Source organism: Caproiciproducens galactitolivorans (assembly GCF_026672255.1).
Lineage (GTDB): Bacteria > Bacillota > Clostridia > Oscillospirales > Acutalibacteraceae > Caproiciproducens > Caproiciproducens galactitolivorans_A.
On the sequence record NZ_JAPOHA010000011.1, the window covers coordinates 38,960 to 55,984 of the forward strand.

Here is a 17,025-nt window from a genome sequence, read left to right on the forward strand (position 1 = left end):
GAGCCTCGAATTTCAAATAAAGCGTTTTATCGGACGGCGGTGAATTATTTTTATGTTTTATCGTTTTTCATCCCACTGCGGCGCCATCAGGTCGGTATGTCCGCATTTAGGGCAGGTGACCATGCGTTTATTTAGAAAATGCAGCGTGAAGATATACTCTAAAACGGGCGTTTTGAATTGGCAACCGCAATTCGGACAGGCAAAGTGTGTTTTCAATGCCCGGAATACCGCAAAGATTAGAACAGCGGCAATCATAATGATTCCGATTTTCACTGGTTCCCCTCCTAAATCGATAGCTGATCTCATTATAATGCGGTTTTTGAATTTGTAATTCTTTGAATTGGTTTAAAGAAATCGGCAGCATTCGGAAATTTTTGGATATAATTGAAAAAAGCAAAGCCCGCACGAACGGTATAATGTTCATGCGGACTTTGCTTCTAAAAAAATTTAGGATTCAGAAAAAAACAATTTATGATATAATAGAAGAAATATGTTATGGGGGAGGATATTATGGAGTTTAAACTGGCTTTGTTAGCTGTAAAAGACGTTGAGGTATCGAAAAAATTTTATTCTGATTTGTTTGAGCAGAAAGTAGTACTCGATCTTGGCTGGAATGTCACGTTCAGCGGTGGGTTTGCAATCCAGCAGAATTTTGCATGGCTGACGGACCTTTCAGAAGAGGATGTTATTGAAAAGTCCAACAATATGGAGCTGTATTTTGAAGTCGACGACTTTGATAAATTTTTAGGGAAATTAACATCTCATCCGGAGGTGGAATACGTCCATCCTCCCAGGAAACATGAGTGGCAGCAAAGGGTAGTCCGTATTTACGACCCCGATCACCATATGATTGAGATCGGTGAATCCATGGCGGTAATCGCGCGGCGTTATCTTAAAGAGGGATTAACAGCCGAAGAAACAGCGAAAATCATACAGCATCCGATTGAGTTTGTTAAAATGGTTCAGGCATCCTTATAAGGCACAAAAAATCATTGTTTTACAGATGGCAGCATGCTCAGATTGTTGTCTTCCGTATCATCCGGCAAAGATTTCAGGTATTCATTTCCTTTTCGCGTGGCAACGCCAACTCCGCGTATGCCGCCTTCTTTTGCAAGCTGAACGCCTTCCGCTTTATCCAGAATACGTCCGTCCGATAATTGGTAACCGGTAACACGGCCGTTTTCTTTGACTAAAGCGGTAATCTTTTCGGCGTCTGCCTTTGGTTCCGGGACATCCTCCATTGCCATCATGGGTAATTTTGATAAATCGATTTGATCAGACATTGAACTACCTCCAAAATATATTAAAGATAGTTTTCCAAGATAGCAGGAAGATATTCGATTCCAATTTGTACCGACCGAAGATCATAAAAAATAGACCGCATCGGGTAAAACCGGTGCAAGTTTTGTTAAAAATTCCCAGTGTAAATTAAGAACTAAACCAATTTTGCTTCATGGTAAAATTTAATAAAACGACCTTGAAGGAATGACGTAAATTGGAAGCCAGAATAGTCAGAAGAGTGGATAAATTAGGCCGAATAGTCATGCCGAAGGAGCTTAGAAGCAGCCTGGATATAAAAACAAATGATGAATTGGAATTTTTCCTCGATGATGAACAATTTATTATCAGAAAAAGAAAGTCAGCGTGTGAATTTTGTGCCCGCACAGAGGATGTTTTGGATTTCGAAGGGCATAAAATCTGCCGGAAATGCATCGAAAAAATGATTGCGTTGTTATAATAATGGATACATAAGATAGAAGCCCGCCGAGTAATCGGCGGGCTTTAAAATTGGATTTTACAGATCAGTTCTTCCTTGTTGCCATCAAAGAGGTATAAGTGGGGATGGTTTTCTGTTTCGGACATGTTATCGGCGTTTTGAAGCCCGGTCTGAATTGCATATTCCCTTCGGTACAGACATTGTGCAGAAACCCCCTATTGCCAAGCTATATCGGCATTTCATACAATGTATTGTCATATATCCCGAAGGAGGCGATAAATGTATGTTTTGGACTCGCAACGGACGTCGCGGATGGCGTGACTGTCGTTGGTGGGATTGCCGTAGTTGGTGGTGGGGACGCCGCAACTGGTGGTAATTCTGTTTCAAATTCTTAATTTTGCGGCTTTTGCTTTATGGCTTTAGCCGCTTTTTTATGCCGTAATTTTTGAGGGATAACTGAAAAAGACAAAGGAACGCTGTGTGATTCTCTCTTGACAATTCATATCTTTATGATATATCATAAAGATATGTTATAAAAGAAGGTGTACATCATGAAAGAGAATACGGGAATATCGAAATATGTAATGCTGGGAATGCTTGCGCGCATGCCGCAGACGGGTTATACGATTAAAAAATGGATAGAGAATGAATATAGCCATTTCTGGCAGGAGAGCTTTGGTCAGATCTATCCGACTCTCAAGAAATTGGTTGCGGAAGGGCTTGCCGTCAGCTCCGATAATACGCAGTCCGGAAACGGACGCGGGCAGATCGTATATAGCATCACCGATACGGGCAGAAAAGAACTTTCCGATTGGCTGCGAAAGGAACCGAAAATCGAGAAACTCAGGTACGAAATCTTACTCAAAATTTCCTTCGGCGAGAACATTGAACCGGAGGTGCTGCTCGGGCATTTGGACAGTTTTATCAGAAGAAATGAGAAACTGGTCAAAGACATGAACGGCTATATCGAGCTTTTTAAGAAGTTAAAAGAGCAGGATATTGACTGCTCCTACAGTCAGCTGACCGCGCTCTGCGGCGTATATGTTTATTCTGCAATGCGGGATTGGGCCATCGAGGCAAAGAAAATTATTTCGGAGAAAGGAGTTGATGATCATGAGACAAAGGGTTCGTAAAGGCATACTTGTTTTTTCCATGCTAATGTTTCCGCTGACATTTTTCTTTTTGTCGCCGTTTGTTATTGTTCTGTCCGCTGCAAAAGGCATACTGAACGGAAGTGCAATGGTTTTCGGGCTGCTCCTGCTGTTTTCGATTTTCAGTAGCCGTATTTTCTGCGGCTGGCTCTGCCCCGGCGGCGCATTGCAGGACTATGTCTCCGCTGCAAACAACCGTAAATGGAACAGTAAAGGGAAAAACCTCTCCAAATACATCATCTGGACGGTGTGGCTTTCGTTCATCGTGTTTCTCTGGATGCGCAACCGTCCGCTCAAGGGAAATTTCCTGTATCTTGTGAATATCGATCAGCAGTATATCATCATCTATGCGATCGTTATGTCCGTAATATACCTGTTCACACTTCTAACCGGCAAGCGCGGTATGTGCCACAGCCTTTGCTGGATGGCTCCGTTCATGGTAACAGGCGAGAAGTTTGCGGATCTTCTTCACATTCCCAGATTCAGACTTAAGTCTGTCCCCGACGCCTGTGTTTCCTGCGGAAAGTGCAGCAGCGTTTGCCCTATGGGCCTGAACATCGCTGAGATGGTGAAATCCGGCATAGATTCATCCGAATGTATAAATTGCCTTGAATGCGCCGACAGCTGCCCCAAAAAGGCTATCCGTTTCGGAATAGGGCAGAAACAGCGATGAGTATATGTAGAAATAACATATTAAAAAGGAGAATGACAATGAGCACTCTGGTTGTATATTTTTCGCTTGACGGCAACACGAAATTTATTGCAGAAAAGGTTGCTGAAACGATAAGCGCCGATATGATCGAGCTAAAAACAAGCAAGAAATACCCGACGGAAGGATTTAAGAAGTACTTTTGGGGAGGGAAGAGTGTTATTTTCGGTGAGAAGCCAAAGCTGATAAACGAACGCATTGATTGGAACCGGTATGAGACGATTATAATCGGAACGCCCGTCTGGGCCGGATCCTTTTCTCCACCAATCAAAAGTTTTATCAGCGAATATAAAATCTATGGCAAACGGATCGCACTGTTCGCCAGCCATGGAGGGGGCGGAGCCGAAAAGTGCTTTTCAAAGCTGAAGAAAGCACTTCCTGGGAATGAGTTCGTCTCAGAAATAGATTTTGTTGAGCCTAAGAAAAATCCAGAGGAAAATTCTTTGAAAGCTGCCAGGTGGGCCGAGCACCTGGCTATCTGATTGCAACATACTATTGTCTGCCATAGATTGGCTGCCGACTGTTATCCATTGGAAACGGCCGGCATTTTTATTCCTTAAAATGAAAGAAGTCGACCCTGTTTCAGAGTCGACTTTTTTCTATAATATAACCGAACAAACAAAGAAAAGCCGCAAAAACACAGCGTTCTTGCGGCTTTGGCGGAGAAAGAGTAATATTTTTTCGCTACGGGGACTGCTTCGGTGTGCCGCATATTTTCAAAAAGTGCTGCATGGGTACGGTCAGAAACTTATCCGTGCGGTAAATGACGGAGAGCGCCCAGGGAAATTCCGGGTTTTTCAGGTGGAGCTGACACACACGGCCGGCGTACAGCTTGTCGACCAGGGGCTTGGGCAAAATGCTGACACCCTGATTGTTTGCAATCATCTCCAGCAGCAAATCCCATTGGGAGCTTTCAAAAACGATGTTCGGCGTAAAACCCGCAGCTTTGCAGCGTTCCATCATTACATCGTAATACATATAATCCGGAGAAACCATTAACAAACGCTCCGTTTTCAGCGCCTCGAAGTCAACGCTGCTTTCGGAGGCAAGCGGATGCTGCTTGGGGACGACCAGCACGGCCTCCGAGTGAAAAACGGTTTTGCTGTAAAACCTACTGTCCGAAAACGGTTCAATCACCACGCCCAAATCAAGCGTTCCGTCGTCCACCAAATCCCGGATTGATTTGGAGGTGATCTCCGTAATCTGCAAATTGGTTTCCGGGTAAGCCTTCCGGAATTGATAAATCAGGGAAGAAAAATAGATGGTTCCGGCGGAAGGGGGGAGACCGAGCGCCAGGGTACCGCCCGCGCAGCGCAGCTTCTGCTCCAGCTTTTGCGTCTGCGTGTGATAATAGTCCAGCAGCTTTGTGGCGTATTCATAAAATACCAAACCGTCCTGGGTAATCAGAAGATCCTTCGTCCGGCGTCTGATGAATTCCGCCTGAAATTCATTCTCCAGTGCACGAATGGCCTTGCTCAGGGTCGATTGGCTGACGAAAAGCTTCTCAGCCGCTCTTGTAAAATTGCGTTGTTTTACCACTTCCACATAGTAAGTCAGCCAAGTCATTGTCATTGGGAATTTCCTCCATTCATTTTTTTATCCTATTTCAATTATACTTAGGAATCTTTTGATTGCAATCCTGTAATTGCCAATCAGGGTAATTCTGTATGAATCTTATTCATACAGGTATGAATTTTTTGTATTTTTCATCTAAAAAATATCGTGTTATGATCATAGCAGGGAAATGTTTTGGCCAAAGCATACGAAATTCAATGAACAGCTTGCATGCGGCCGCATGCAAGCGAGAGGAGAGGTATTTGTGCAAGAACAAGAGAAAAAAGTATCTTCCGCCAGAGCCATACTAATTGAAACGGTGATGTTCTTTACATACGCGTTTTTCGCCGTGAACTGGGTCGCCGGCAGCACGCTGACACCGCAGATTATGAAGTCTTTTAACCTGAAGTCGTTTGCGTCGGCAACCTTTATTTCCAACGCCATCACCATCGCAAAAATTATCGGTAATTTCGCGGCCGCCGGAATTCTTGTCAAGTTGCTGCCCAAAAAGGCGATTGGCCTGGGTTCCGGGCTGATTGTCGCGGGCAGCGTGCTGGCTTTGCTGGCGCCGCAGTATTGGATTTTTATTTTGGGCCGCTTTATTATGGGGTTTGGCGGTGCGCTGTATGTGGTTTATTTCAGTCCCGTTGTCATTCACTTTTTTGCCCCTGAAAAGCGCCCGGCGGTCAACGCGATCAATAACGTGGCCTATAATGTCGGAGGAATCATTGCAATGCTGATTGTCGGCCCGGTCATCCAGTGGATGCAGACCTGGCAGTACAGCATGGCATTTTTCGCGGCAATCAGCGCCGTATTGTTTATCGTGTGGCCGGTTTTGGGACAGGATTTTGAGCTGAACCGTTCATCCGGTGCGGATACGGAGAAATACACCATAGGGGATGCGCTTAAGGAAAAAAACAACTGGTTCCTGCCGCTTACCTATTCCGGATTACTAACCTTCTACATTGTGCTGCTCAATATTTTCCCAATTTCCGGCATTACCGTAATCAACTCCAAAACACTCAGCACTTTGGTGGCGGTAGGCGGCGTTGTCGGTTCCATACTGGCAATTATGCTGTCCAAGGTATACTTCAAGCGCCTGCCCGTAATCCGCTGGAGCGGCCTGGCCATGATCTTATTTGGCGCGCTGATGTTTAACACGAAAAACGGCACGCTTTCGATGATTGCCGCCTTTGCAATCGGTGTGCTGATGTTCCTGCCGATTACCTCCCTCGTAATGATTCCGCAGGAAATGCCGAACATGTCCCCTGCAAAGCTGACGACCATTATGGGTCTGTTCTGGGCGCTGTCCTATGTGATCGAATCGATTGTGTTCTATCTGATCGGCATTGTGATCGACAAATCCGGGTATTCAGCCGGCTTGACCATCGCGCTGGTGATGAGCGCAACCTTCTTCATAGGGTCGTTCATCCTTCCGGAAACAGGGCGCTCAGCAAAGGAAAAGAACCAGTAAGTATGGAAAGGGAGTTTTTTGAATGAAATCGTTTGAAGAAATGTACAATGAGAAAAAAATGACCGCCGAACAGGCTCTGGAATTAATTCAGGACAACGACTATATGTTTTCCGCCCAGGCGGCCGGGGAGCCGGAAGCGATTCTTGAGAAATTGCAGCACCTAAAGAAAACCGGCGTAAAAAATACGGTTTTGAACACCTGCCTGCCCCTAAAGTATTACGAGGCGTTCAAGGACCCTGAAATGAAGGGGATTATGGCGCATAACGCCTGGTTTTTCAATGCTGGTCTGCGTGATGCACAGACCAAAAAGCTGGTGAGCGACGTGCCCCAAAGCTCTACCTCCATTCTGCGCAAAACCCTTGACCGCTGCGCTTATGAAAACCGCCGCCCCGTGGTGCTGGCCACCGTATCCCCCATGGATCGGCACGGCTATATGTCCCTGTCCGTCAGCGCGATTTATGAGCGTGACCTGATCAACAAGGGGGCGCTTGCCATCGTGGAAGTGAACCCCAATTTCCCCTGCACCTTCGGTGATACACAAGTCCATATTTCCGAGGTTGCGGCAGTTGTCGAATCCGACCGCCCCATCTTCAAAAGCAAGCTGGCTCCTTACACCGAAACGGACGCGGCAATCGGCAGATATGTTGCCTCACTGATTGAGGACGGTTCCACGATTCAACTGGGAATCGGCAATATTCCGAATGCGGTGGCTACGGAGCTGAAGAGCAAGCACCATTTGGGAATCCATACGGAAATGTTTACGGAAACAATGGTGGATTTGATTGAATGCGGTGCAGTGGACAATTCCCAGAAGGGTCTGCTTAACGGCTATTCGGTTTGCTCCTTCACAATGGGCAGCCAGAGGCTGTACGACTACATCGACCACAACCCCTCTGTTTTATTTAAATCCTGCACCTTTACCAATGACCCGTACACCATTGGAAAAAACAATAAATTTGTTTCGGTGAACGCTACACTGGAGATTGACCTTACCGGCCAATGCGCTTCGGAAACGGTTGGCCACACCCAATGGTCCGGCACGGGCGGACAGTCGGAAACCGTGCAGGGCGCGCAGATGTCCCCCGGCGGCAAGTCGATTATCGCCATGCACTCCACCTATACCACCAAGGACGAAAGCGGCAAAGAGGTTCTTCATTCGAAGATTGTGCCGTTTTTGCAGGAAGGCTCGGTTGTCACCACGTCCCGCAACGACACGGACTATGTGGTAACGGAATACGGCATTGCCTGGCTGCGCGGACTAAATGTGAGCCGCCGTGTCGAAGCGCTCATCAACATTGCGCATCCGGACTTCCGCGAGGAACTGCGCCGCCAAGCCGAAATAAACCAAATTTGGTAAACAACTGTTTTCCCCTGCATAGCCCTACACCCTGCCGGTGAACTGAACCGGTAAAAATGCAATTGCAAAAGAACCCCCAATCGCAGTATCGTAAAACTGCGGTTGGGGGCAAATTTGGGTTGAAAGGCTTTTTGTGTAGAGCCTTTTTATCGACCTTTTCGTTTTAGCGGGACAAAAATAGTTACCCCTCGGCAAAGTGAACCGCATCCCGTCAAGAGGACAATGAAAAAATATAAAGATTTCCCGGACAGTAGTACAAACTGCTGTCCGTTTTTTATGCTGCAATATATAGGTTATGCTTCTCCGATTGGGGCGCTGACTTTTGGATTGTTTTCTGCTTTTATAAATGGATTTCTAAAATGAAAAGGCAGCCTGTTGAGAAATCAGAGAACTTTCTTTCTACAGCATAATCAAGGAGCAAGCCTGAATAATAATGTGTAATAAACGGTGTAATAACATCAACTTTTATATATTTTTACCTACTTTTAGACTTTAGAAAAGACAAAAAGAAAAGCCGCACAAACTCAGCGTTCATGCGGCTTTGGCGGAGAAGAAGGGATTTGAACCCTTGCGCCGGTTACCCGACCTACTCCCTTAGCAGGGGAGCCCCTTCACCACTTGGGTACTTCTCCATGTTGGTGAATAAAAGGAAGCAATTCAATTGAAAGAGATGGCGGAGAGGAAGAGATTCGAACTCTTGGTCCCTTGCGGGATCACTAGTTTTCAAGACTAGCTCCTTAAACCACTCGGACACCTCTCCATCACAAGTGCGAGATTAATAATATCATATTTTATAGGGTGATGTCAATGAATTCTATAAAAAATCTTTATTTTTTGATAAATTGTACGCAGTTTGGCGAAAAGAAAATGAATTCCCGCAAAACCCGGCAATTCCGCCGTTTCTGCGGGAATCCTTCATAAGCTATAAAATATTTGCGATACTCGGCAGCTGGGATTCATTCAAATACATAATCTGCGTAATGCCCCGCTCGCATTCGGCCTCAAATTGATCCGTGGCTCCATAGTAGCAGAGCATAGGGAGGACGGACAGCGTCTGGTCGATGGATTCCAGCTGGTTATGCGGCATGAACGTACAAAGATATTCATGGCTGTCGCGCCAGTCCGAAGATGCCTTGCGGCTGAACTTCAAAGCGGTGTCCATATCGCCTTTTGCCGCGGCTTCTTTTGCAGTGGTAACGGTTTGCGCCATTTGCGCGCTCACCTTTTTCGTTGTGTTCGTACCGATTACGCAGATCACAACGAGAAAAACAAATATGATTGCCGAAGCCCATACCCGCTTCATTTCTTTTCATCCTTTGTTATAATATTAAAATCTCCCTTTCGGTTTGCCGTCATAATGAAAATGTCATCCGCTTTTGTATTTTTGCCGCGCAGTACGCCGTCAAGCCAGTCGCGGCTTTTGTTGCAGAGCTTCAGGGAAAAATCCGAGATGACGCCGTCGCTGATCACAACGGTTTCGATTCCGGTATCCGGCAGCGCCACCCCCAGCATGCCGGCAGTCGGCTGTTCCTTATCCGGCTTTTTAATCACGCTCATTTTTCCGTTTGTCTCCACAATCGCATACGCCACATCTTCTATGCTGAACACATTTTTCTGCCGAAGCTGTTCCGAAAGGTCTTCCGTGCTCATGCGAAGACGGCGCATTTCTTTCTGGTCAACCTTTCCGTCGTTAATCACAATGAGCGGGCGGCCGCAGATGGCTCTTCTGAATTTCGTACTTTTCAGCATCAGCGCGGAGATCAATATTTCGCACATGACCAGTACCGCAATCGGAATAAAGCCGCTTGCGAGCGGCTGGCCCGTATCCTGCATCGGTATTGCCGCGATATCGGAAATCAAAAGCGTTACAACAAGTTCGCTCGTTTGCAGTTCGCTGATCTGTCGTTTGCCCATCAGCCTTACTGCTGCAATAATGACTATGTAGAGCAGCAAGGTCCGAATAAAAGAAATTGTCATTTTTATCACCACAGATAGTATGAACCGCCATCATCCGCTTATTCATTTTTGCTCCGGCTTCGGGCAAAAGGAAAGCTCCGGCTTTTCATACCGGAGCTTTGTTTTTCTATTTATGCGATCGGTTTGATTTGCTGTGCAAAATTTTCAAAATTGTTTTCGGCACAAAAGCTCTGTAAATACAGCGCCCTGCAGTTTTTCCTCAGCTTTTTCACATCCTCCAAGGGAAGGGAAGCGGCGGACTGGATGGTTTCCGCCAGCTTGTCCGGCGTGACATCGGCAGGAACTAAGAATCCTGTTTCCCCATCTTTTACAATTTCGCCCGTACCGCCCACGTTGGTCGCGATCGTCGGTATTCCAAAAGAGCAGGCTTCCATAACGCTGACTGGAAGTCCTTCCGTACTGCTGGTATTCACAAAAAAGTCCACAGGGTTCTTTTTGTAAAATTCCATCAGGTCTTTGTTTTTTACTTCGCCCGGGAATTCGCATTCCATGAACTGTAAATTCTCACCGGCGTATTTTTTCAGATCTTCCAGCGCGTCGCCGCCGCCGAAATGCGTCCATTTCAGGTGCAGACCGCTGTTGTTTAATTTGCTGAGAGCCTGCGCGAGCAGTTCTACTCGCTTTAACGGAACGATATGACAGCAGCTTACGATCTGAAATGGGTCGCCGTTTGCCGTTCCGGTTCCGAAATCGCGCGTACCGAGATAAGCGGTTTGGATTTTATCCTGAAAATCAGGATACCGTTCTTTCAAATATGCACTGCCGTTGTCCGAACACGCATAGACCATATCAATGTTCTTTAAAATATAATACCGGAGCGGAAGATAATTCATGGAATTCCGGTAGGCGTACAGATCGTAGCCGTGCGCGCGGCAGACAACGCGGCCGTTGATGGCGCCGTAGTATTTATTCAGCTTTGTGGCAACCATGGCGGTATCGTAAAACCAGTAGCTGTAGAAGGTAACCCCGTCGAATTTTTCCATGGGGTATTTCGCGAGGATTTTTACGGACTCATCATAAACGATTTCCGATTTCGCGATAAAATAGCTTAAATAGAGCCTCTTTTTTAAAGAACCTTTTACAGCGCTGCGCTCGTCCTTCCCGGAATACCCTTTATAGTCTTTAAAAGGGAACTGCCTTGCCATCGCGCCGGCAAGGCTGCGTTTTACTTTTGAAGCGGGAATGAAATGTACGCTTACATTTTCCGGAACGCTTCGTGTTTGTTCCGGATGGTCGGCGGTGCTGGTTGCAATCAGAATCACTTTTTCGAATTCTTTCGCCAATATTGCAATTTCGTCTTCTATAAATTCTTCCCCTTTGTCAAAGGGAAATATCTTCGTTAGCATCAATAGGCAGTCCTTCATTTAAAAACAGCCTCCCGATTGTATAATAATTAAAGGATAGCATAATAAATACGGCAATTCAACACAGTATTACAAAATATTCTTGTATTAGATATTGGGAAATGGTATGATCATATATATGCTTTTATATGCTTTGTAACAGTATAACTCGTTTTTGAGCGTTTTGCTGTAAAAAACAGAATTGTTTCAATAGCATTCGATTGAAATGATTTGGAAATACAGAATAAGCATTAAAGGAGGGGCGGTTTTGCCGAAGGTAAGTGTGATTGTACCTGTCTATAATGTTGAAAAGTATTTGGCGCAGTGTGTAAATAGTATTTTGACACAGACGCTGACGGATATAGAAATCTTTTTGGTAAATGATGCATCAACCGATGATTCCCTTTCCATAGCCCGTGGCTTTGAAAAGGATTCCCGTGTAAAGGTGCTTGATAAACCCCACGGAGGGCTGGGGGATACGCGCAATTACGGCGCGGCCCGCGCTTGCGGCGATTATCTGGTTTTTGTTGATTCGGACGACTGGATCGATCCGGAAATGCTGCAAAGTTTGTACGATTCGGCCGAGCAGTGTTCGGCCGATATGGTCGTTTTTAACTTTGTCCGGGAAAATCCCACGGACGGCGAACAGCGGATTTGCAAGCTGCCCGTCAGTTTTCCCGCGTTCGATCAGGAAACGCAGGAAACACTGATTGCCGAACTGATCGGCCCGGACGCCGGCGACAGCCCGTGGCGGCAGGTAGAGATGCTAGGCTGCGCGTGGCGCAGAATGTTCCGGCGGGAATGGTTTGTCCGCAATCATCTCGCGTATTTTAACGAGCAGGAGATTATGCTCGAAGACCTGCCGGTTTCCATTATGGCACACTGCCTGACGGACCGTGTGCTTGTCTTGGGCGGGGCGTATTACCATTACCGCTATAACCCGCAGTCCCTGAGTACGAAATACCGTCCGCGCAAAATGGAGATGATGGCGGCCTGTTTTCAGATCGTACGCGAATTTTTGCAGAAACAGAAATTGTATGAACAGTATAGCGAAAGACATCTGGCCTGGCTGCTGCGCAGCGCGGCGCATTCTTCGCTGGTGAACTGCTTTAGTCCGATGAATAAGGTAAGCTTTCAAAAACGATACAGAGAGGTACGGGGCATCCTGAAAAATCCGCTGCTCCGGCAGGCGGCGCAGTCCGATTACCTTGCAAACGGCAGCCGTGCCGACCGCGTCATCCTGCGTGTGATCCGGTCGAAAAACACTCTTTTCGTTTATCTCTTTTATCGGTTTTATTCCAATATGCTTTTTAAAGATACGGGGAAGAAATAATGACGAAAAAAAGCGTTCTATTTATCAATTACAGCCTGCACAGCGGCGGGATCGAAAAAAGTCTGGTTACCGTGCTGTCGCTTTTCGATTACGAACATTACGATGTGGATTTGCAGCTTTTTGCAAACGAGGGCCTTTTTCTGAGCCGCGTGTCCCCAAAAGTCAATCTTTTGCCGCCGCTTTTTCCGGCGGAATATAAACTGAATATCCGACAGGCCTTCTTTCAATTGATTCGGAAGGGGCATCCGCTGACTGCGCTTTGCCGATTAATGGTTACATTTGCCGGGCTGAGAGGCACGATGGGCGAACGCCTGACCCGCATGTGGAACGTGGAAAGGCGGTTTATCCGCCCGGCAAAAAAAGAATACGATACGGTCGTTGCCTTTATGGAAGGCCAGCCGATTTATTATGCCATTACAAAGGTAAAGAGCAAAAACAAAATCGGTTTTATCCACGGCGATTATGTCGCGATGGGCTTAAATAAAGATTTTGATTACAGCTTCATTCAGCAGCTGAACGCGCTCTGTACGGTTTCCGAATCCTGCAAGGCGGCGCTGGACAAAACTTTCCCGGAATTTAAAAATAAATTCCATGTGATTTATAATATCATTTCCGCAACCTTTATGCGGAATATGGCGGACGAACCGGCCGATTTTGGGGACGATTTTAAAGGGCTGCGCGTACTTTCCATCGCGCGCCTTTCCCATCAGAAAGGGCTGGATATCGCTCTGCCCGCAATTGCCGCTTTAAAGAAAAAAGGGCTTCGGTTCAAGTGGTATATTATCGGGGTCGGGCCGGAGGAGGAAAACCTCCGCAGTCAGATTCATGAGCTGGATATCGAAGATTATGTCCGGTTTTTGGGGGAACAGTCGAATCCGTATCCCTACCTGAAAGTATGCGATATTTATATGCAGCCTTCCCGTTTTGAAGGCAAATCCATTGCCGTCGACGAAGCTATGGTTATGGCGCGCCCGATTCTGCTGACGGATTTTTCAACCGCGAAAGATCAGATTGATTCCGGCAAAAACGGTCTTATTGTGCCTATGACGAGCGAAGGGGTTGCCGAAGGGCTTGAAGACCTGCTGCTCAACGAGGAACGCCGCGCCCAGTTCACTGCGGCTCTGGAGAAATGCGATTATACGAATGAATATGAGATCAATAAGCTGTACGCTTTAATCGGAGGCGGTTCCCTGTAAAGGGCGCTTTGTTCTTCAGTGTACGAAAAAACAGAAAAAAGCGCCTGCTTCGGGTTTCGAAGCAGGCGCTTTTGCCGTATGGGTTTTAACCGATTTTATCCTGTATGGTTGGATGGGAGGCTTCCCAAAGCTCATCCGCAACCGGAGCCCAATGTTCCGCCGCATCCTTGCATTTGGCGCTCAGAACATCCACGTCCTCCGGGTTCGTCATATCGGTTGATGCCGCGCCCGATTTTTTCACCATATCGGCCAGGCGGCCCGGGTTGTCGAGCAGGGGACACGGACGCAAATGGTTTTCATTAAACGGCTGGTTTTTGCGGTACTGCATAAACAGGGGGGACTGGTACGCTTCCAGAAGCGTTTTTTCTTTAATATTGGCATTCGCGTAGTGGATGAATGCGCACGGTTCAATATCCCCGTTCGCGTTGATATGCATATAGCAGCGTCCGCCGGCGATGCAGCCCTTCACATACTCTCCGTCATTCCAGAAATCCATGGTGAACAACGGCTTGGTTCCCCGGAACTTCCGTATCTGGTAGTACATAAATTTACGCTGCTCCGCGGTTGCCATCAGCTCCGGTACGGCGTCTTTGCCGACCGGCATATATGTAAAGAACCACGCGAATTTTGCGCCCTTTGCGATCATGTCGTCAAAATATTCTTCGCTTCCGATTACGTCCACATTTTTACTCGTATAGCAGCAGGAAATACCGAACGGAAGCTTTTTCGCCCTTAAAATTTCCATCGCCTTTACAACCGCCGCATACGTGCCCTCGCCGCGGCGGGAATCGGTCGCTTCTTCAAATCCCTCCACGCTGATAGCCGGGACGAAGTTTTTCACCCGAAGCATTTCGTCCGCAAAGGCTTCGTCAATCAGGGTGGCGTTGGTAAACGCAAGGAAAGCGCAGTCGCTGTGCTTTTCACAGAGCTTGATAATATCGTTTTTACGGACAAGCGGCTCGCCGCCGGAATAGATATACATGTATGTACCGAGTTTTTTACCCTGCTCGATAATGCTGTCGAGCGTTTCCAGGCTCATGTTGAGCTTGTTGCCGTATTCCGCAGCCCAGCAGCCGGTGCAGTGCAGGTTGCATGCCGAAGTCGGGTCCATCAGGATTGCCCACGGAATGTTGCAGTCGTATTTTTCTTCATTTTTATTTTTACGCTGGCATCCAAGAATTGAGGAATTAATCAGGAAATTTTCAAACAATTTTTTTCGGACTCCGGTATCGATATCCGTATAAAGGCTCATAATCAATCTGTACCAGTTGTTGTTCGGATCTTTCAGAGCCTCGTCAATGATGTTATACGCATTGTGGTAATAGTCTTCCTTATCAAATTTGCGTATCCAGTTCATTACCTTCGGAACATTTTCTTCCGGATTATTGTCTAAATAGCCTAACACTTTTTTTAAGCCGTAGGATTCCAGCATTTCATTAACGGTTCCCATCGTGCATTCTCCCTTCATATTTACGCTATTTTCTATAATGCTAGCATCTTCAGCGGAAGATGTATCTATACAAAACCCAAGCTCAGTCAAAATATCATACACTTATTGGAAACTGTCAGATTCTTAAGAGGCCGGGGAATCATTTGACTTTGACTTTGCTTTATTGTATCATCAAAAAGAAAAACGGCAGTTTCATAAAATTGGATACTTTTTATCGGCTTTTCGGATATCGCGGCGGATGAATCATAATTACTCCCATTTCATTGTAGAATTGCTGTAAATACAGTTTTGGAGGCTGAATCATGAAGTTAAGCAGTTTGCTTGAAGGACTGAAATATACCTGTTCCGGCAATACGGATGTTGAAATAACGGATATTATCTTTGACTCGCGCAAGGTGAGAAAGGACTGCGCCTTTGTCTGCCTGTGCGGTTCTTCCGTCGACAGCCACGATTTTGCGCAGCAGGCGGCCGATGCCGGTGCCGCCGCGATTCTTGCGCAGCACCCGGTGGAAGTAAAGAATGTGCCGGTTGTTTATGTGGAAAATACACGCTATGCCATGGCGGTTATGTCCGCGGCGTATTTCGGCCATCCGGCAGATCAAATCCGGGTGGTGGGCATTACGGGCACAAAGGGGAAGACGACCACTTCTTATATGATTCGCTCCATCCTTGAATGCGGCGGCGTCAAAACCGGCCTGATCGGGACCATCGGAACGGTTATCGGGGACGAGGTCATTCAAACCAACAACACAACGCCCGAGTCCTACGACGTGCAGCGTTATCTGCGCATGATGGCCGACAGCGGCTGTAAGGCCGCTGTGATTGAAGCTTCGTCCATCGGGCTGAAGGACGAGCGGGTGTCCGGTTTTACGTTCGATATCGGTTTGTTTACCAATTTTTCTCCAGACCATATCGGCGGCAGCGAACATAAAACGCTGGAAGAATATATGCACTGCAAAAACAGGCTGTTCAAGCAGTGCAGAACCGGTGTGATTAATATTGACGATGAAAATTACAGCGGCATTATAGAAGGCCACACCTGCGAAATTGAGACTTACGGTTTCCGGAAGGAAGCCGGTCTGCGCGCGTCCGGGGAACGGCTGATTTCCCGCCCCGGTTATCTCGGGGTGCATTTTGATCTGTGCGGGCAGCTCAGCTTTGGCGTGGATGTTGACATTCCGGGCCGTTTCAGTGTGTACAACGCGCTGGCCGCCGTCGCCGTCTGCCGCCATTTTGATGTTACGCAGCAGAATATCATCGACGGCCTGAATACCGTTAAGGTGAAGGGCAGGGTAGAGCCGGTTCCGGTTCCCGGAAACTATACTTTGCTGATCGACTACGCGCACAACGCACTCAGTATGGCGAATATTCTGGAAACACTGCGCGAATACAAACCGAACCGTCTGGTCTGCATGTTCGGGGCCGGTGGCAACCGCGCGCGCTCGCGCCGGTACGAAATGGGGGAGACCAGCGGCAACATGGCGGATCTTTCCGTCATTACGGCGGATAACTCCCGTTTTGAGGATGTCATGGATATTATAGAAGATATTAAGGTTGGCTTATCGAAAACAAAGGGAAAATACGTGGTAATCCCCGACCGGAAAGAAGCGATAAAGTATTGTATGGAAAATGCGCAGGACGGCGATATCGTCGTCCTTGCGGGCAAGGGCCACGAGGATTACCAGGAAATTCAGGGTGTGAAATATCATCTCGATGAACGCGAAGTGATCGCGGATATTATTAATAAGAAGATATAAGGTGATA

17 protein-coding genes and 2 tRNA genes are annotated in these 17,025 nt (G+C 46.9%); 10 read left to right on the top strand and 9 right to left on the bottom strand.

All coding sequences use genetic code 11. The annotated features are described in order from the left end of the window. Positions 1-57: 57 nt before the first annotated feature. Entirely contained in the window at positions 58-273 is a 216-nt protein-coding gene (locus OUY18_RS11030) for a hypothetical protein (protein ID WP_268058841.1), read from the bottom strand. Between the two features lie 237 nt (positions 274-510). On the opposite strand from OUY18_RS11030, the gene OUY18_RS11035 reads away from it, so the two are divergent. After that, positions 511-978: a glyoxalase/bleomycin resistance/dioxygenase family protein gene (locus OUY18_RS11035; RefSeq protein WP_268058842.1), complete on the top strand. Its 468-nt coding sequence runs from the start codon at positions 511-513 to the stop codon at positions 976-978. Positions 979-989: 11 nt separating this feature from the next. Here the strand turns inward: OUY18_RS11035 and OUY18_RS11040 are convergent, their stop codons facing one another. Further along, complete coding sequence (locus tag OUY18_RS11040) at positions 990-1,283, bottom strand: DUF3892 domain-containing protein (RefSeq protein ID WP_268058843.1); 294 nt, start codon at positions 1,281-1,283, stop codon at positions 990-992. A gap of 212 nt (positions 1,284-1,495) precedes the next feature. Here OUY18_RS11040 and OUY18_RS11045 point away from each other — a divergent pair, with 212 nt between their 5' ends. The 4 genes from OUY18_RS11045 (at position 1,496) to OUY18_RS11060 (ending at position 4,059) form a co-directional block, all read left to right on the top strand. Further along, a complete protein-coding gene (locus OUY18_RS11045) occupies positions 1,496-1,738 on the top strand; it encodes an AbrB/MazE/SpoVT family DNA-binding domain-containing protein (protein WP_268058844.1) in 243 nt (80 codons plus the stop codon). Between the two features lie 530 nt (positions 1,739-2,268). Beyond that, on the top strand, positions 2,269-2,850 hold the full coding sequence (locus tag OUY18_RS11050; RefSeq protein WP_268058845.1) for a PadR family transcriptional regulator: 582 nt from the start codon (positions 2,269-2,271) through the stop codon (positions 2,848-2,850). Beyond that, positions 2,831-3,541: a 4Fe-4S binding protein gene (locus tag OUY18_RS11055; protein WP_268058847.1), complete on the top strand. Its 711-nt coding sequence runs from the start codon at positions 2,831-2,833 to the stop codon at positions 3,539-3,541. Before OUY18_RS11050 ends, OUY18_RS11055 begins: the two co-directional genes overlap by 20 nt. Positions 3,542-3,579: 38 nt before the next feature. Beyond that, positions 3,580-4,059, top strand: coding sequence for a flavodoxin family protein (locus OUY18_RS11060; RefSeq protein WP_268058848.1), 480 nt, complete (start codon positions 3,580-3,582; stop codon positions 4,057-4,059). Between the two features lie 202 nt (positions 4,060-4,261). Here OUY18_RS11060 and OUY18_RS11065 read toward each other — a convergent pair whose 3' ends face one another. After that, positions 4,262-5,149: a LysR family transcriptional regulator gene (locus tag OUY18_RS11065; RefSeq protein ID WP_268058849.1), complete on the bottom strand. Its 888-nt coding sequence runs from the start codon at positions 5,147-5,149 to the stop codon at positions 4,262-4,264. 247 nt (positions 5,150-5,396) lie between these two features. On the opposite strand from OUY18_RS11065, the gene OUY18_RS11070 reads away from it, so the two are divergent. Together OUY18_RS11070 and OUY18_RS11075 are read left to right on the top strand one after the other, a co-directional pair. Continuing rightward, positions 5,397-6,605 (top strand): MFS transporter, encoded by a 1,209-nt coding sequence (locus OUY18_RS11070; RefSeq protein ID WP_268058850.1) that lies wholly within the window; start codon positions 5,397-5,399, stop codon positions 6,603-6,605. 22 nt (positions 6,606-6,627) lie between these two features. Further along, complete coding sequence (locus tag OUY18_RS11075) at positions 6,628-7,962, top strand: acetyl-CoA hydrolase/transferase family protein (RefSeq protein ID WP_268058851.1); 1,335 nt, start codon at positions 6,628-6,630, stop codon at positions 7,960-7,962. A 542-nt stretch (positions 7,963-8,504) separates the two neighbouring features. On the opposite strand, the gene OUY18_RS11080 is transcribed toward OUY18_RS11075, so the two are convergent. From OUY18_RS11080 to OUY18_RS11100, 5 genes are all read right to left on the bottom strand, one after another. Continuing rightward, positions 8,505-8,594, bottom strand: a tRNA-Ser gene (locus OUY18_RS11080). Between the two features lie 39 nt (positions 8,595-8,633). Beyond that, positions 8,634-8,722, bottom strand: a tRNA-Ser gene (locus OUY18_RS11085). A gap of 162 nt (positions 8,723-8,884) precedes the next feature. Then, the gene (locus tag OUY18_RS11090; RefSeq protein WP_268058852.1) at positions 8,885-9,265 is read right to left on the bottom strand and encodes a DUF4363 family protein; all 381 of its coding nucleotides are present in this window, start codon (positions 9,263-9,265) and stop codon (positions 8,885-8,887) included. After that, complete coding sequence (locus tag OUY18_RS11095; protein WP_268058853.1) at positions 9,262-9,939, bottom strand: DUF421 domain-containing protein; 678 nt, start codon at positions 9,937-9,939, stop codon at positions 9,262-9,264. The genes OUY18_RS11090 and OUY18_RS11095 overlap by 4 nt, the downstream gene beginning before the upstream one ends. A 110-nt stretch (positions 9,940-10,049) precedes the next feature. Beyond that, positions 10,050-11,303: a glycosyltransferase gene (locus OUY18_RS11100; protein ID WP_268058854.1), complete on the bottom strand. Its 1,254-nt coding sequence runs from the start codon at positions 11,301-11,303 to the stop codon at positions 10,050-10,052. 247 nt (positions 11,304-11,550) lie between these two features. Between OUY18_RS11100 and OUY18_RS11105 the strand changes: the two genes are divergently transcribed. Both OUY18_RS11105 and OUY18_RS11110 read left to right on the top strand, forming a co-directional pair. Continuing rightward, positions 11,551-12,615, top strand: coding sequence for a glycosyltransferase family 2 protein (locus tag OUY18_RS11105; protein ID WP_268058855.1), 1,065 nt, complete (start codon positions 11,551-11,553; stop codon positions 12,613-12,615). Beyond that, positions 12,615-13,811 carry a glycosyltransferase gene (locus OUY18_RS11110; protein ID WP_268058856.1) on the top strand — a complete coding sequence of 399 codons (1,197 nt, stop codon included), beginning with the start codon at positions 12,615-12,617 and terminating at the stop codon, positions 13,809-13,811. The genes OUY18_RS11105 and OUY18_RS11110 overlap by 1 nt, the downstream gene beginning before the upstream one ends. Positions 13,812-13,896: 85 nt before the next feature. Here OUY18_RS11110 and OUY18_RS11115 read toward each other — a convergent pair whose 3' ends face one another. Beyond that, on the bottom strand, positions 13,897-15,261 hold the full coding sequence (locus OUY18_RS11115) for a radical SAM protein (RefSeq protein WP_268058857.1): 1,365 nt from the start codon (positions 15,259-15,261) through the stop codon (positions 13,897-13,899). A gap of 302 nt (positions 15,262-15,563) precedes the next feature. Here OUY18_RS11115 and OUY18_RS11120 point away from each other — a divergent pair, with 302 nt between their 5' ends. Next, positions 15,564-17,018 (top strand): UDP-N-acetylmuramoyl-L-alanyl-D-glutamate--2,6-diaminopimelate ligase, encoded by a 1,455-nt coding sequence (locus tag OUY18_RS11120; protein WP_268058858.1) that lies wholly within the window; start codon positions 15,564-15,566, stop codon positions 17,016-17,018. Positions 17,019-17,025: the final 7 nt, after the last annotated feature.